Annotated in this window: 25 protein-coding genes; 19 read left to right on the top strand and 6 right to left on the bottom strand. The window is 44.6% G+C overall.

What is annotated here, in order from left to right:
• Positions 1–18: 18 nt before the first annotated feature.
• The 6 genes from F890_RS09195 to F890_RS09165 form a co-directional block, all read right to left on the bottom strand.
• Complete coding sequence (locus F890_RS09195) at positions 19–837, bottom strand: RecB family exonuclease (protein ID WP_005266581.1); 819 nt, start codon at positions 835–837, stop codon at positions 19–21.
• Positions 834–1052, bottom strand: coding sequence for a helix-turn-helix transcriptional regulator (locus F890_RS19055; RefSeq protein ID WP_017397834.1), 219 nt, complete (start codon positions 1050–1052; stop codon positions 834–836). Before F890_RS19055 ends, F890_RS09195 begins: the two co-directional genes overlap by 4 nt.
• Before the next feature lie 4 nt (positions 1053–1056).
• A complete protein-coding gene (locus tag F890_RS09185) occupies positions 1057–1314 on the bottom strand; it encodes a hypothetical protein (RefSeq protein ID WP_017397833.1) in 258 nt (85 codons plus the stop codon).
• Positions 1314–1556 (bottom strand): hypothetical protein, encoded by a 243-nt coding sequence (locus F890_RS09180; protein WP_005266579.1) that lies wholly within the window; start codon positions 1554–1556, stop codon positions 1314–1316. Before F890_RS09180 ends, F890_RS09185 begins: the two co-directional genes overlap by 1 nt.
• Before the next feature lie 202 nt (positions 1557–1758).
• Entirely contained in the window at positions 1759–2163 is a 405-nt protein-coding gene (locus F890_RS09175; protein ID WP_005266578.1) for a hypothetical protein, read from the bottom strand.
• Positions 2164–2483: 320 nt separating this feature from the next.
• Positions 2484–3173 (bottom strand): S24 family peptidase, encoded by a 690-nt coding sequence (locus tag F890_RS09165; protein WP_005266577.1) that lies wholly within the window; start codon positions 3171–3173, stop codon positions 2484–2486.
• A 103-nt stretch (positions 3174–3276) separates the two neighbouring features.
• Between F890_RS09165 and F890_RS09160 the strand changes: the two genes are divergently transcribed.
• From F890_RS09160 to F890_RS09065, 19 genes are all read left to right on the top strand, one after another.
• Entirely contained in the window at positions 3277–3462 is a 186-nt protein-coding gene (locus tag F890_RS09160; protein WP_005266576.1) for a hypothetical protein, read from the top strand.
• Positions 3463–3468: 6 nt separating this feature from the next.
• A complete protein-coding gene (locus F890_RS09155; RefSeq protein WP_005266575.1) occupies positions 3469–3789 on the top strand; it encodes a hypothetical protein in 321 nt (106 codons plus the stop codon).
• 293 nt (positions 3790–4082) lie between these two features.
• Entirely contained in the window at positions 4083–5093 is a 1011-nt protein-coding gene (locus F890_RS09145; protein ID WP_005266572.1) for a hypothetical protein, read from the top strand.
• Positions 5090–5833: an ATP-binding protein gene (locus tag F890_RS09140; protein ID WP_005266571.1), complete on the top strand. Its 744-nt coding sequence runs from the start codon at positions 5090–5092 to the stop codon at positions 5831–5833. The genes F890_RS09145 and F890_RS09140 overlap by 4 nt, the downstream gene beginning before the upstream one ends.
• The gene (locus tag F890_RS09135; protein WP_005266569.1) at positions 5830–6081 is read left to right on the top strand and encodes a hypothetical protein; all 252 of its coding nucleotides are present in this window, start codon (positions 5830–5832) and stop codon (positions 6079–6081) included. The genes F890_RS09140 and F890_RS09135 overlap by 4 nt, the downstream gene beginning before the upstream one ends.
• Complete coding sequence (locus F890_RS09130) at positions 6078–6590, top strand: RusA family crossover junction endodeoxyribonuclease (RefSeq protein WP_005266567.1); 513 nt, start codon at positions 6078–6080, stop codon at positions 6588–6590. Before F890_RS09135 ends, F890_RS09130 begins: the two co-directional genes overlap by 4 nt.
• A gap of 17 nt (positions 6591–6607) precedes the next feature.
• Complete coding sequence (locus F890_RS09125) at positions 6608–7060, top strand: hypothetical protein (protein WP_005251549.1); 453 nt, start codon at positions 6608–6610, stop codon at positions 7058–7060.
• A 90-nt stretch (positions 7061–7150) separates the two neighbouring features.
• Positions 7151–7330, top strand: a complete 180-nt coding sequence (locus F890_RS09120; protein WP_017397829.1) for a hypothetical protein — start codon at positions 7151–7153, stop codon at positions 7328–7330.
• A gap of 17 nt (positions 7331–7347) precedes the next feature.
• A complete protein-coding gene (locus tag F890_RS19045; protein ID WP_228128524.1) occupies positions 7348–7686 on the top strand; it encodes a hypothetical protein in 339 nt (112 codons plus the stop codon).
• The gene (locus F890_RS09110) at positions 7683–8012 is read left to right on the top strand and encodes a hypothetical protein (protein WP_005266560.1); all 330 of its coding nucleotides are present in this window, start codon (positions 7683–7685) and stop codon (positions 8010–8012) included. The genes F890_RS19045 and F890_RS09110 overlap by 4 nt, the downstream gene beginning before the upstream one ends.
• Before the next feature lie 66 nt (positions 8013–8078).
• A complete protein-coding gene (locus F890_RS09105) occupies positions 8079–8444 on the top strand; it encodes a hypothetical protein (RefSeq protein WP_005266555.1) in 366 nt (121 codons plus the stop codon).
• Between the two features lie 2 nt (positions 8445–8446).
• Complete coding sequence (locus tag F890_RS09100) at positions 8447–8677, top strand: hypothetical protein (RefSeq protein ID WP_005266554.1); 231 nt, start codon at positions 8447–8449, stop codon at positions 8675–8677.
• Positions 8678–8680: 3 nt separating this feature from the next.
• Positions 8681–10339, top strand: a complete 1659-nt coding sequence (locus F890_RS09095) for a portal protein (protein WP_005266553.1) — start codon at positions 8681–8683, stop codon at positions 10337–10339.
• Positions 10336–10881: a Bbp19 family protein gene (locus F890_RS09090; RefSeq protein WP_005266551.1), complete on the top strand. Its 546-nt coding sequence runs from the start codon at positions 10336–10338 to the stop codon at positions 10879–10881. Before F890_RS09095 ends, F890_RS09090 begins: the two co-directional genes overlap by 4 nt.
• Positions 10874–11512 carry a hypothetical protein gene (locus F890_RS09085; RefSeq protein ID WP_005266549.1) on the top strand — a complete coding sequence of 213 codons (639 nt, stop codon included), beginning with the start codon at positions 10874–10876 and terminating at the stop codon, positions 11510–11512. The genes F890_RS09090 and F890_RS09085 overlap by 8 nt, the downstream gene beginning before the upstream one ends.
• Positions 11513–11526: 14 nt before the next feature.
• A complete protein-coding gene (locus F890_RS09080) occupies positions 11527–12426 on the top strand; it encodes a phage capsid protein (RefSeq protein WP_005266543.1) in 900 nt (299 codons plus the stop codon).
• A 110-nt stretch (positions 12427–12536) separates the two neighbouring features.
• The gene (locus F890_RS09075) at positions 12537–13100 is read left to right on the top strand and encodes a phage connector family protein (RefSeq protein WP_005266541.1); all 564 of its coding nucleotides are present in this window, start codon (positions 12537–12539) and stop codon (positions 13098–13100) included.
• On the top strand, positions 13100–15124 hold the full coding sequence (locus tag F890_RS09070) for a phage tail protein (RefSeq protein WP_005266539.1): 2025 nt from the start codon (positions 13100–13102) through the stop codon (positions 15122–15124). Before F890_RS09075 ends, F890_RS09070 begins: the two co-directional genes overlap by 1 nt.
• A 2-nt stretch (positions 15125–15126) precedes the next feature.
• Entirely contained in the window at positions 15127–15579 is a 453-nt protein-coding gene (locus F890_RS09065) for a GNAT family N-acetyltransferase (protein ID WP_005266537.1), read from the top strand.
• Positions 15580–15581 lie beyond the last annotated feature (2 nt).

The raw sequence follows: 15581 nt of genomic DNA, 5'->3' as shown, positions 1-15581 counted from the left end.
TTATTTTTAAAAAATTAATTACTTACGAAATTTGCAGGTAGCATACGCAGGACAGAACTTTTCATTGCAGAGCATTGATTTAGAGTTGCCGTAAAACGTACCGTGTTTAATGATTTTGGCCGCGTGGTGCAGTAGTCCTGGATCTTCTTCAGTACCCAGCAGTACTTCTGCAGGTGATTCAATTTCACCGATACCCACGTGCTGACCTTTATCTGTTTTGCCAGTCGTCAGGCCATAAATACGGGCAGGGGCAGTTACTGGTTCCTGTAGAGCATGTGCAGCAAGTACGGTATAAATTCCCATTTGTGGCGCATGGCCAACGGTTTTCACAACGCCGTCACTGCCTACAGCAGCTTTACCGGTTTTGATATCAGAGATACCTAATTCACCATCTTCATTTTCATAAATGCGGTCGATGGTTCCAGTAAGCTCAATACCTAGATCAGCCAGAATCAAAGATTCACAACGTACTTCCACACCGATAAATTTCTGAGTAGGTGCAATGTGGGTGATGTACTTGTGCATCAATGACTGGCCAATTGACTCAGCAGAGTTTTGATCCAGATCAGACCAATCAACTTCTTCATTGGGTTGCCAGATCTGGTGATGCAGAATTTCTTCGCATTCTTCCAAGCTAACTTCTTCACCGATTAAGTTCAGGTGATCCCATTGGGTTACGGCTTCATGAATTGCGGTACCCAAGCGAGTGCGTGCACCAGCTGGATTACGTTTATTTAAAAGATTCTTGGCTTCCCAACGTGCAGGGCAATCGAACAGATCGCTTAACGATGAAGCACGGATCGGAATAATCCGGGTAGGATTGACGTAGGCATTCATGGGCTCACCTTCTTACTGTTGTGCCAAGCAACTAGTTCGGCATAATCAAAAAAAACAGGAGCTTGTTTTGTGGTCCCCATTTTGATTGGGCGTGGAAACGTTGGATCTTTGCGCATAGTGTGGCGAAGTGATTCACGGGTCACATCAAGCAGCTTACAGGCCGTGGGGAAGCTTACTCGAATTGGGTTTTTAGGATGGATTTCTAGAATTGTCACTACTTCACACCCCTTTAATCACGACGTGAATAGGCGCTTCACGAAAGGTCTCAATACACGTAATTGTTCCGTCCAGCTGCTGACGCTCTTTTGGAGAAAGGTTGCGCCATTTAGCAATTATCCAATCACCTCTAAGAAGCCCAATTGGCGCTCTAGCTTGCATAGATCCATGGCTATAACCATTCTCTTTGCACCATGCGCATGCTGCGTAGTAGGCTTGAAATTCACCTTCTTGGGTGAATGTAATCACTTGATCCGCCATTACTTAGCACCCCCAACAGCTTGAGCAATGGCTTCCGCCTGATACGCAGACTGCTTTTCCGCTGCATGCAGAATCATGACTGACAGACCAAAGAAGATTGAAAACAGGAGCATCCAAGCAGCGACATTTGAAGCAACTTCTTTCGCTACTGATTTCGGTTCTGGGTGCTGGTACAAACGCTCAGACGTTTGGCTCGATTGACCGAACTCTGGCAGGTTGCTTTGAATAGGATTTTGTTTCATACTTATCTCGCATATTTGCAAGCCCGCTAGATTTCCAGTCCCTGCGGGCTTTTTATTGGGTACGAGATTTAGTTTAGTAAACTAAACAAATAGAGTCAATCATTTTGTTTAGTAAAATGAACTTTTTTGAATTTTAGATTTAATTATTATTTAATAGACAAAAGAAAACCCACCATTGAGGTGGGTTGTTAATTTCATGGTTTTATTTTCTTGAATTATCCATACAGGTTTTGCACCACTTAGTAAGACCGTCAGGCTGTTTGCCATTCTTATAGAAGCTCGTTTTTAAGCGTGTTTTTTTACAGCCTGGACATTTTTTCTTATTACTTTGTATTGATTCTCTAGGTGCACTTAAGCACTCAACACACCATTTTGTTAACCCATCTTCATGCTTACTTGAGGATCTAAAGGATGTGAATGGCAAGACTTTATTGCAGTTTGGGCAATTCTTTTCATTTGCAGGCTTTTCATTAAACACAAAAGATATTTGCTGATCTTCTATTGGGTCGAGGGGTGAAGTTTGCTGTGCTTGTTGCGGTTGTGGCTCCGTAATAGTGGATTTACTTGTGTTAAATATGCTTCCAATGAATTTAATTAATTTCTTCATGACCTGAATTACCGTATTTTATTCCCAAAAAATATATCTAGAATTTTTATGATAATTAAACATATAGCGAACAAAAACAAAGCATAGATAAGTTAGGCCAACTTGAATAAATCCACAAAAAATAAATTCAATCCAACTTGATCTTGAGTAGTGTACAAACATAACCAATGGGACGGGCACAAGGAGTAAGAGAACAAGCAGAATTGCAAGCGCATCTTTTGCAATATCTGATTTTGTTGCTAGCCATACAGCTGATGCAAAAATCAAGAAACCCAATATGTTTGTATATTGATAGTTGAGCCATGAGTCAATCATAGGTATTACCAACTTTCTAAGCTAGATATTTGCCAAACCCATCCAATAATTTCCAACTGTTGATCAACTATCTCTTGAGCACTTAAATGCATTTCTGGAAACTCTACAGAGTTATCAGAAACAATTCGCACACCACCCAAAGGTAAATTGTATAGTCGTTTGCAGTAGAACAATCCGCCAAGACAAATAGCGAAAATCTTTCCGTCTTTAATGTTCTTTCTGCCTAGATCCACATGAATCGTATCGCCATCCTTAATAGTTGGACTCATTGAATCCCCGATTGCTGTCGCTGCTACAGCATTCTCTTTCGTGATGGATAAGTTTCGCAGTGTTGCCTTGGACATTCGTAATTTACGTGTCTCATTGGCTATGGCCTCACCAATAGAGCCGCCACCGCAAGCAAAAGAGAAATCTTTAAAGAAAGGTATCTCAATCTCATCATCATCAAGCGGGGTGCTGCTATCCCATGGCTCAACTTGCATAAATTCTGGTGTTGAATTTCCAGTTAAAAGCCAGCTAGAGGTAGTTTTTAATGCTTGAGCTAGTTGAACCAGTCTCTTTCCAGTGGGGTTATTTACCCCATTAATCCAGTTGGTAACCGTTCCTTTGCTTGCCCCAGTTGCAACAACTAAATCCTTGTGTTGCAGGCCTAGCTCCTTCATGCGCTGGCTAATTCTGTCTGATGTAGTTTGCATAATAGTGAAACCTTATATTTGTTTAAAATACTAAACAAAAAAATTGACATATTCCTAAACTTATCGTTCAATAAACTAAACAATGTAGTTTAGGTAAATAAACATGACCGTAGATGACTTGCGAGCTTTCTATAACGCAAAAAGTGACGCTGAATTAGCTCGAATTCTTGGCCGTGATCGATCTGTAATTAATTACTGGCGCAAAGGCATCCCATTAAGAACCCAGGCGGTTTTTGAGATCTCAACGAAAGGGAAGCTAAAAGCCAATATTAAGAATTTAGGTGTGTAGGTGCGTATGTCTGAAAAATTAACTGAAATTGGCACTGTTCGGTGCACAGGGATGGAGAAGGCAAAAGCCACCGCAATTGGGAAGACACGCAACCAAACATTTTCTGAGTATGTAAGAGCATTGATCATTGCTGATATTTCACAAGTTGAAAGTTATGTCTCATTTTTGTCTGAAGAGCTAAGCCTGTCCACGTATACAGCGGATACATTCCGTTTAGAGCTTGCGCCACGCCCGATCAGGGATATCACACCAAAACATACAGGCACAAAAAATGCCCATCTGCGCGAACAGATGAGCATCTTTGCCATTCACTCAAAAAGTAAATGAGGCATGTAACCAATGTTGAATTTAACACGCAATGAATCGACTAGCAAAGGAATCAAACCACCTAAGTTTATAGAAACTGAATTGGGGACAGAAAAACTTTGTATTGAGTGCCAGGAGTATTGGCCACTTGATAATGAATTTTGGTTTACCTACCGAAATAAGCCGAACAAGAAGGGTGAAAGAACCATTGGCTATGAAGCTGCTTGTAAGTGTTGTTATGACGTGCGGTACAGACCTCACAAACGCAAAGGCACAAACCAAGTCAAATCTTTCTTTGAGAAGGAGCGTACGTCTTGAATACAGCTCAACTTATTCAGTTCCAAAAGCCTGCTAAACCTAAACAAGAGGCAATTGTGGATACTCGTAAAGAAGACGGCTTCACGCCGTTGCCTAATTTTATTTGTGATGAAGGCTATTTGGCTGTTCTTGATGGGGATGCCGTCAAGTGCCTTATTTTCCTAAACAGACATATTGATGGATTTCATTTGGATGAAAAATCAATGGGTGAGGCTTTGGTGATGAAAATCACTGGCATTAAAGATAAGCGCACTATACGTAAATATATGGCTGAATTAGCGAAATATCGCTTGGTAAACATCCATAGGGAAAATGGGAAAAGTAATGTCTATAGCATCACTTTTGATCAGCGCTTACCAGTCAAACCAGTAACATGTGATGCTACTGGTTCAACCAAACCAGATACACAGCATGCCACTGGTAAAAATTTCAAACCAGTAGCATTGAATGTAGCTACACCTTATGCACCAGTAACATGTGATGCTACTACACCAGTGACACAGCATGTACCTACCACCAGTGACATGGCATGTCACTCTGTAAAAGAAATATATTTAAAAGAAAATATTAAAGAAAATAATAAGAATAAAGCGCCGTCCGATTTTGTTCCTCAGGATCGCGGTGCTTTGAATTTTATTGATTACCACTCTGACGATCCAAAGCTGTACACGCTGAAAGATCTATCCGGGACCTACCCAATCAAACAGGATTTCATGGCGCAAGCAGCTGTGAGCTTTCCAAAGCTGTCACAAGACATCGTACTTGAACAACTCAAAGAGCTGGCGCAATGGTCAGTTGGCCAACCTGAACGTATTTCTCAAAAATGGATGACCACCTGGTTGAACTGGTTACGCAATTACCAGCCAGCAAAACCGAAGACTGAAAAACCAAAAGCAGCCAAGAAATCTAACGCAAATCTGAACGTGAATGATGTATGGAAAAATCAGCCAATTAATCACGCACCTGTTGAAAACTTCCAAGTGGATATCCCGGAGGACTTCGTATGAACGCAATGTCACCGTTTTCATTTGAACTCAAAAAAGTTCAAGAGATCTGCAACAAGCATCAGGTCGCTATGGTTCAAGCAGGCCCATATCACAAGTGCCCAAAATGCGCCGTAGAGTTTCATGAAGCACAACTCGCACAAGCACAGGCCGAAGTGGATCGTCAGGTACGTGAAAAGCATTTTGCAGGTGCTCAACTTCCAGAACGTCATGCTCAGTCAGGTTTTAAAAATTACCTGGTGAAACATGCAGGACACCAGAACGCTTTAAATCAGGTTGTTTCCTTCGCCAAGAACATGATCAACGGCGACAAGAATAACTTTGTGATGGTAGGACCTACAGGTACAGGCAAAACCCATTTGAGCTGTGCAACGGCCAGAACACTACTCAACAAGGGCAAGCATGCACGCTACATCACCAGTGAGGATCTGGCACAACGAATCATGCACGCATGGGATGCACCAGACGCTACAGAGAAATCTGTAATCCATGATTTCACTCAATACGATTTATTAATTCTGGATGAATACGGATTGCATGACCGTGATAAGCGCCGGGAGCTGGTGCACAAAGTTTTATATGCACGCTATGACCGCATGAAGCCGACCATGCTGATTTCCAATTTAACCCTGGAAGAACTGCAAAAAGACTTAGGTGATCGTTTGTGGTCCCGGTTTCAGCAAGGTGGTTTAAGCGTAGTCGAATGCAATTGGAATGATCAGCGTACAGGTGGTGCAGCATGAGTATCAGTCAATCACACGGCCACATGTTTGAACTCACGATTGAAATCGTTTTGTTCATTACGTTCCGTAGGCAGAAAACCTATGTGCAGGATGTTCTGGATGATGTGGTTTCAGACGTAAGCAAAAGAACTGTGCAGAAGTATCTGGCATCACTTGAGAAGCTTGGATACATCACAGGCGATAAAAAATACCCACAAGGATTTCTGCCAACTGAAAAGGCAAAACAACTGTTTGGGGCGACTGCATGACGATACGCATGAGCGAAAAACAGTTAGAAGTTCATTTGAATAAGCACAATTTGCGCAAGGAATGCGCGTCAGTGCAATTTAAAAACAAAATTGAAGCAAAGACACATGAAGCAGAACAAAACGCCGTAGACGCGAAACTAGAGCGAAATAGCGCAGGGGGAGAAAAAGTTATTTTAGATTTTAATTTGCCGGCCATTCCTCCATCAGTAAACCACTATTGGAAGAAATCTGGACGCGGTTTCAAGTTGAGTGATGAGGCAAGAGATTTTCACGATCTGGTGAGCATGTTGGTACCACCAACCAGAACAGCAGCACGGTTAAAACTGGAGGTGACGTTTCATTTTCCGAATCGGTTAAGACGGGATATCGATAATTACTTGAAAGCAACGATTGATAGCCTGGTGAAGTGTGAATTTTGCGTAGATGACGAACAGTTTGATGAGCTGATAGTACGCCGGGGCAATGTTGTAAAAGGCGGATTACTCAAAATAAAAGTGATGGAAATCTAATGATTATAGGGGTTGCTATGGGAAGTTCTATGGGGCTGCAACTGGTCGGTGGTGAGTGTGGAGAGGGGGTATATACGAACGACCCTCGCGCGCGCGCGCGTTTTATCAACCTGCATACCAAAAAGAAGGTCAAAGAGTTCAAGTTAAAACTTCGAAATTATAAGCGTCCAGACTTCAATCGAATGATTCTGGACTTAGGCAAATGCGGCTGGACACACGAAAAGATTGCAGACGTTCTGCCTGTGTCTGGTGCTTCTACAGTTTCAGAATGGGCGCGTGGTGGCGTTCCAAATTATGACAACGGCCATGCATTCATTTTGCTGTGGCAAACAGAGACAGGCATTGTGCGCTACCCACTGGTAGGTGAATGGATGACATACAAGTACAAGATTGGCCAAATGGATATTTTTGAAGACGGCGGTCTGTGTGATCAGGTCATTGATGAATTGGATCGGGAGTTGGGGTTGTGAGTGATACGGTTTTTTATATCTGTGGAACGATTTTAATTTTGGCGTATTGGTTCAAAGAGCCAATCAGCAAGTTTATAGGGGGTTAGGATTGTGAGAGATTTTAAGGTTGGCCAAACAGTAACGCACGACAGTCCATGCTGGAAACCACAAGGCAAGCTAACCATTGTAAAAGTAGATATTGGCCGTCGTAGTGGATTAAAAATTATTACTGCGACTGATGAAAGCGGAAAGGAGTTCACCGCTGTAGAGGGGGTATTTCATGCCACCTGACTACACCCATATCGAGCATGACGGCACGCCATGGAAGGAATCCAACGGCGATTGGTTTTACTGGCGTGAATTGTGGGGATGGTGTCAGTATGTTGGGCCGAAGAATAGTAATTTTTTTAATAAGTTTAGGTGATGGGATGAAAATTATTTTAATCGCATTTTTGTTGATGGTATCCATCCAGGCGAATGCCTCATGTAAATACGAGGCTCGCGTTAGATTGGGTCTGGCGTGGTACACGGTGGATATTAAGACTGAAAAACCGCTAACCAGAAAACAGGTGATTGGCCGTCTAGCTCAAAAATATAACTTTCATGATGTTGGTGATATTTACGAAGTCAAAGGATGTGAAAGATGAGTGATTTTGAAAAGTGGTTTGAAGATCAAGACTTCTACACAAACATGCGATTCATTCACGGTGACAAGCTGTTTGATAAAGACGGCGATATATACCGCGTTTTGCCAGTGCAGATGACTTATCAGGGGTGGAGTTCACAGCGTCAGCGCTCTAAAGATGAATTTATCGCCCTCACTCAAGAATGGCACAAAAAAGGATATGAAGCAGGCCAAAAGGATTTAAGAGAAGCATGTTTTCATTTTGAAACATCCATGTTCCACAGAGGAACAGCGCAATGTTTTAAGTGTGGCGCAATGGTGGATAGAGATAGAAACATTATTGATTAAACACCCAACAAACCCGAACACCTATACCCCCACAGTAACCCTATCAACCAACGATAGGGTTTTTTTATGGCAGCTCGCAAAGTAAGTACACCAGGTGCAAAGACACCGGAACCAACAGTCGAAACTACGGCGCAACCAACCACAGCGGAACAGGCCGATGCAGCGTTAGAGCACATCACAGGTCAAGATGCTGAATCACAAGACCAGTCTACTAATGAAACTAGTTCACTAGGTGCACTAGTTGAACCAACTGCAGAAGAACTGGCAGCTAAAAAGGAATATGAAGAATTCCTTCAATGGCGCAAAACCAAAGGTGAATCAGCTCAACCAGCTACACAGCATGCACCTACATCCAATGCACCTACCGACCCAACAGCAAAGCGCACGCGCCAAGTTGTAGGCCCTAACGGTTGGATCACCGAGGAGTACTAACCATGTGCGGTGGATTCATAGGTAAGGCCATTAGCACCGTAACGGATGCCATTGGCCTGACTGATACCAAGGCAGCATCCAAAGGCTATGACGCTCAGGCAGCAGAAGCCAAAGCCCGAGCAGAGGCACAGACAGCAGAAAATGCAGAGATTGCCACACGTAAAAAGCGTAAGGCATCTGAAGTGCTTTCTTCTGCATCTGATGATGAAAAGAAATCAACACTAGGCGGTTAAGGCATGAGTGATCGAGCAAGTCAAATTTGCAAACGGTTAGGTGAGCTTCGGGCAGAACGTGCCAAATATGAAGCCCACTGGACTGAATGCTACAAGTACGGAGCACCTGAGCGCCAACAGTGTTTTAGTGGTAGTTCAGGTTCCGAAGGCACCAGAGAGAAACAGCGTGCTGATTTGCTGGATTCTACTGCTGCCGAATCAATCCTGATCTTTGTATCTAACCTGATTGCAGGTACCACACCTGCAAACGCGATCTGGTTTAAAGCTGTGCCTGATGGTATGGACGATCAAGCCGAACTTACACCAGGTGAACACTGGCTTGAACAGGTCGCACAGTTCTTATTCCGCAATATCCACGGCGCAAACTTTGACAGTGAAATCTACGACATGATCATTGATTTCGCCGTTGCTGGTTGGGGTGTGATCTATCAAGACATTGACCGTGAAAAAGGCGGTGGCTTCACATACCAGTGCTGGCCAATCGGTGAGTGCTTTATTGCTTCTACACGTCCAGATGGGCAAGTAGATACGATTTATCGCGAATACACCAAAACCGCTGCACAGCTGGTCAGTGAGTTTGGTGAACACAAAGTAAGTGATGCAGTACGTAACACTTACCTGACACGTCCAGATGATCGTTTCAAGGTTGTGCATGTGATCGAACCACGCAAGGTCAAAGCATCAATGACCAACCGTGTATTGCTGCCAAAGAATATGCCGTTTGCTTCATATCACGTGGAAGTGGATGGAAAAAATATCCTAAAGGAATCTGGTTATAACGAGTTCCCATGTGCGGTACCACGTTTTAGAAAGATCCCGGGCAGCGTGTACGGAATCGGCATCATGTCTACAGCGTTACCAGATGCCAAATCAGCCAATGCTTTGATGCGTGACACCTTACGCAGTGCTGAGATTGATGTACTTGGTTTCTGGATTGCTGAAGATGACGGCATTTTAAACCCACGTACTGTGCGTATCGGTGGCGGCAAGATCGTTACTGCAGGAAAGGTGGATTCAATGAAGCGCCTGGATAGTGGAAAAGGCTTTCAGGTCGCAGATCCGCTGTTAGATCGGATTCAGTCCAGCATCCGCCGTAAGTTGATGGCGGACAGCCTGCAGCAGCATTACAACACACCACCTACGGCCGCAGAGATTTATGCACGTGTCGATATGATCCGGCAGCAGCTCGGGCCGTTATATGGCCGTGCACAAGCTGAATTACTGGTTCCTATCCTTGATCGTGCTTTTGGTCTGGCATATCGGGCAGAAGCATTAGGCGAAGCACCAGAGGATCTACAGGGTCGTAATCTTTCATTCAAGTTTATTTCACCACTGGCACGTGCTCAAAAGCTTGAGGAAGTGGCCAGTATTGAACGTCTAATGGCTTCACTTGGATCAATTATTGAAGTCGCTCCGGATGCACTGGACAACATCAATCTTGATGCAGTACCGCAAGTATTAGCAGCTGGTCTAGGTGCACCAACTTCAATTATGCGTACCACGGATGAACTTCAGGCATACCGTGAACAGAAAGCCCAGGCTCAACAACAGGCAGCAGCACAGGAACAAGAAGCGGCTATGGCACAACAGATGACAGGTGCCCTTACTCAAGGCATGGGTAAAGGCTTGGAAGCACAAATGGTCAGTGAGGTGATGCAATGATTTTAGGTTTTGCGGTGATGGCCATTCTTGCGCTGATTGCCTGCGCTTTGCTTTATGCGGCTGAAAAGAAGGTAAAAGACTTAGGTAATGAGCTGTTTAAGGAAAGAGCCTTATCCAGCACTTTACGCAATGAAAAGCACCATGAGTGGGAACGAGCAGAGGTACTACAAGGGCAGGTTTTCGCATTGGAGCAGGATATTGCCGATCTTAAGGCCCAGCCTGATCAAGAATTTAAAGAACTGGTCCAAGAGCAAGAGGACGAATTGGGTTTTGGCCACCACGTCAAATGGCGTTCACATCGAAAACCAACGGCGCTGACCTATCAGATGCATTTCGATATGGACGTTAATGGCCAGCGAATTTTAGAAGAACTCACCGTGCGGTTTAAACGCAATGCTTTCACTGACAACGAACGTGAGACATGCCGCCGTTTGGGCCGTGCCGAAGTCGTGGACTTCATTATCAACCGAATTAACACAGCAAACGACCCTCGCTATGACGAGAGCCTAGAACTAGCACACATGGAGCAAAACAATGAATGAACAACAGACAACAGACACACCAGACGTTCAAACAACTGAACAAACTCACACTACAACACCACCTGCAGGAACAGAAACGCAAACGGTGCCGGGTACTGAGACAACACAGCAGAGCCCTGGTGAGCAAGAAACGCAAACAACTGAAACAGATCCAGCAAAAGCGGTACCAGAGTCTGCCGATGCTTATTCAGTTGAAATTGATGGCTTCGATTTTGATGCTTTTAAAGCGGATAACGCTGAAGTGTTGGAATCATTCCATGCTGAAGGTATGACCAATAAGCAAGTTGAAGCAGTCGTTAAAGCTTATGAACAGCATCAATCCGTTCAGATGGAAGCCCTGCAGGAAGAATGGGGTAATGACTTTGGCGCAAATGTGAACTTGGCCAAACAGGCCATTGAAGCATTAGGTTTTCAGGCTTCGGATCTAGACTCGCCAATCGGTGCGTTAAAGCTAGCGGCCGCTATTGGTAAGCATATTCAGGAAGATTTACCACCTTCTAACACACAGCAAAACGTTGGTGAATCAGTTCAACAATTAATGATGTCGGAAGCCTACTTGAACGACAAGCATCCAGACCATAAACGCGTCTATGCACAGGTTGAACAGGCTTATGCGAAGCAATATCAATAAGGGGGATTTAGCCAATGGCTAACCAAAACAAAATCACAGCGGCGTTTGTTCAACAGTTCCATGACACATACGACGTTGCGGCACAGCAAAACGAATCACGACTGCTTAAAACTGTTGTGAACCGTGGAAAAATTGAAGGTGAGTCATTCACCATCAATGACATGGGATCTGTGGAAATGCAGGCTTCTGGTGCTCGCTATGGTGACACTCAGTGGACTCATCCAGATGTAGGTGTACGTACCGCATTAATGTCTGATTGGGATCTATTCATTCCAATTGAACCGCGTGATCTGCCTAAGCTGAAGGCAATGCCACAAGACAAATACATGAAGTTATTGATCAGCGCACGTGAACGCAAGATTGACGACATTATTTATACAGCGCTTGTTGGTCCAGTGACTCGCAAAGTAGTAGACGATGCCGGTACAGCAACTGTTTCCACGGTGAACCTACCAGCAGGTCAAATCATCGCACCGGCTTTCGGTACGCTGAAGCAGCAAATCACCAAAGCAAAATCATTATTCCGTGCGAACGAATGTGATGAGCAGAACGGTGAAGAAATCTTTATCACGTACACATCGGATGTTCTTAACGCATTCTTGAACGACACCGTGCTGACCAACTCGGATCACGTCAACGTTCAGATGTTGCAGAACGGTGCAGTCGGTCACAAGTGGTTGGGTGTGACTTGGGTTGCTTATGAAAAAGTAGGTCAAGGCGCTACAGCTGGAACCAAGCGTTTAGCAATGTACTGTAAGTCTGCCGTTCATTTCGGTGATGCAGATATTACTAGCTTCGATATCTCGACTCGTCCGGATAAGAAGAACGTAAAACAGGTTGGTGGTGTTCATTCATTTGGCGCTGGTCGTGCCAATGAGAAGAAAGTCGTGGCGATTGACTACACACCGGCTTAATTAAAGGGGCTTTGGCTCGACATCTTGGGCATGGGGTGTCGGGTCTTTTTTATACCCAACAAACCTAATCAAAGAAGCCTTCAAGATCATTAAAACTTGAGGGCTTTTTTATGTCTATTACAACCAGAACATCCATCGTCAATCATGCTTTAAGTCTGATCGGTGATCAGAATATTGCTTCATTTGATGAGAACACGGCACGTGCTGAACGTTGCCGTAGTATCTATGACCAGGTGCGGAAATCCATCCTGCGTGATCATCCTTGGTCATGTGCAAAAAAACGTACCATTCTTGCACCGGTCACCACATATCCAGCCTTTGGTTACACCCATTCTTTCCCATTGCCGCGTGACTTCATCCGGATCATCAGCGCCAATACAGAAAAATATGAAGTAGAGAATCGCTACATTCTGGCCAATCAGCAGCAGATCAACCTTGAATATGTTTTTGACAACGATAACGAAGATTCTTGGGATTCAATGCTTGTGGAAGCCATGTCACTCAAAATGGCCGCAAAGCTATGCAAACCGAATACCGGTAGCGATGCAGCAGGGCAATCGGCAGAAGCGCAGTACCGCGATCTGATCAAGCGTGCACGTACGATCAATGCACAAGAACGACCTTCTGAAGATATTGTTTACGAGGAATCACGCTATATCGGGAGTCGCTATTAATGAAGCAATGGCTACTTAAAAATAATCTGTCCAGTGGTGAGCTATCACCGCTACTGCATACCCGAACTGATGTGCAGCAATATGCCAACGGCGCTAAAAAACTGCTTAATGCAATCCCACTGGTAGAGGGTGGTGCAAAGAAACGTCCGGGTACTAAATATCGGGGCATCTTCGCTGGTGCATTGCGCCTGATTCCATTTGTACCGAACTCGGATAATCCATTTCTATTGATCTTGGGCATTAATACACTGCAGGTGTATGACCCTTTAACGCAATCTGTAGTCCATACAGGAAGTACGCCGTATAACACAGCGGCCAAAGTTGCACAGATCCAGGTGGCACACTCACGCTATCGCATGTTCTTTGTTCAGGGTGATCATCCGGTGCATCGTCTGGTCTGTAGTAAGGATTTTGATAACTGGAACTTTGATCAATTTACCTTTGTCACAGCACCGGTGGACGAGATCAATACCACACCGAACGTGGCATTAAAGCCAAACGGTACGGATGTGGGTAAAACGATTACCTTAACCGCTTCATCATATCCAAACTGGAAGAACACTGAAAACTACATCATTGGTGAGCGTGTTATTCATCTGCTTAAAACATGGGAAGCGGTCGCAGACAACTCTGCATCCGAGCCGACGGATCTGAATGATAAGTGGCAGGAAGTCGCCTGGTATGACATTCCAGTCTTTAATGCCTCTCACATTGGCGCAATCGTAAATATCAACGGTGGCCAAGTCCGTATTACTACAATCACATCGGGTACAGTGGTCTCAGGTGAGGTGTTAGTAAAACTGAATGCAGACGTTCAAGCTATTGCCAAATCATGGACCTTAAATACTGCGGCATTTACAGCAGCTACCGGTTATCCATCCACAGTGACATTCTTTAAACAGCGTCTGGTCTTCGCCAATACCAAAAACAACCCGAACCAGTTATGGGTCAGTGCAATCGGGAATGATGGGGATTTCTTGGAAGCAACGGACGATGCCAGCGCATTTAGTATGGCTTCATCATCTGCACAGGCAGACAACATTTTGCACCTGGCACAGCGTGGTGGTGTGGTTGCACTTACTGGTGGATCTGAGTTCCTGATCAGTTCAGCCGGTGCATTTACACCAGCATCAGCACAGATCGAACAGCACACAACCTACGGGGCACAGTCCAACGTACGTCCATGTCTGGTCGGTAATGAGCTGTTATTCGTACAGCGCGGTGGTAACCGCTTGCGTGCTTTGTCCTATCGCTATGAGGTGGATGGTCTGGTCAGTCCGGAACTATCAGCTATTGCACCACACATTGCAGAGGATCATGGCGGTATCAAAGAACTGACCTACCAGCAAACGCCGTATAGCCTGGTGTGGATGGTGCTTAATGATGGCAAGGTGGCCAGTATTACTTTAAACCGTGATCAGGAAATGAATGCCTGGGCACAGCATGACTTTGGTGGAGCTGTTCGCTCAATCTGTGCTTTACCTCAAGCAGCCGGCAATGATCTGTGTTTCATGCTGGTTACGCGTAAATCATCCGTGGTGCTTGAGCAGCTGGACGAAACATCATTCATGGATTGTGAGATTGCGCATAACGGCGCATTGGCAAATAGAAGCCTGCATAACAGCACACAGTATCGATTCCAGAATGCAGATGGCTATTTCTACGATGACAATCAGCCAACATCCGGCACATGGTTTGCTGGCCAGCCGTTCAATATGGAAGTTGAGTTTCTGCCACCGGATCACAGCCAAGTTCCCAATACTGCAATGCTCCATAAGATCCAGGCGCATGAAACGGTTTTATATGTGCGTAATTCAATTGGTGGCCAGTGCAACCAGTACGATCTGGAACACAAGTCATTTAACCAGTCTGCATTCCAGAACCTGACCTATACAGGGCCTGTCAGTGTCAGCATGAATGGCTGGTCGACCTTGCACGAAATGGAATTAAAAATAACACACAACAAATCGCTGCCTTTCCACGTCCAAAGTGTAGCTATGTTGGTATCAATGAATGAGAGATAAAGATGCTTGTACGTGCAGCAACACTAAAAGATTTAGACACGCTTGTTGACTGGGGCAAGCGTCTGACCAATGAATCACCACGCTTTAAAAAACAGGGCTTTGATGAAAAGCGGGCTAGAAATGTATTTGCTTATCTGATTGATAAACACAGATCAATCTTGATAGTAACAGATGAATACTCGAATCCGGTCGGCACATTAATTGGCGCATTAGATACAGACTGGCGTACTGGTCAGATCGTCGCCTTTGAACAGGGGCTTTATGTCCTGCCTGAATATCGTAAATCAGGTGCAGCCAGTGACCTGATTGAAACATTCAAAGTATGGGCGGCTATGAATAAGGCTGACCGTATTCAGGTCGGCACCATCACCGGTATTCATGCGGATCGTACTGTAAGTCTATATGAATCATTAGGCTTTGAACTGGTCGGCTATGTGCTGGAAATGGAGGTCTAATC

It is taken from the genome of Acinetobacter sp. CIP 64.7 (genome assembly GCF_000369745.1).
GTDB lineage: Bacteria > Pseudomonadota > Gammaproteobacteria > Pseudomonadales > Moraxellaceae > Acinetobacter > Acinetobacter fasciculus.
The sequence above is the reverse complement of the archived record's forward strand: the minus strand, read 5'-3'. Positions and strand labels throughout refer to the sequence as shown.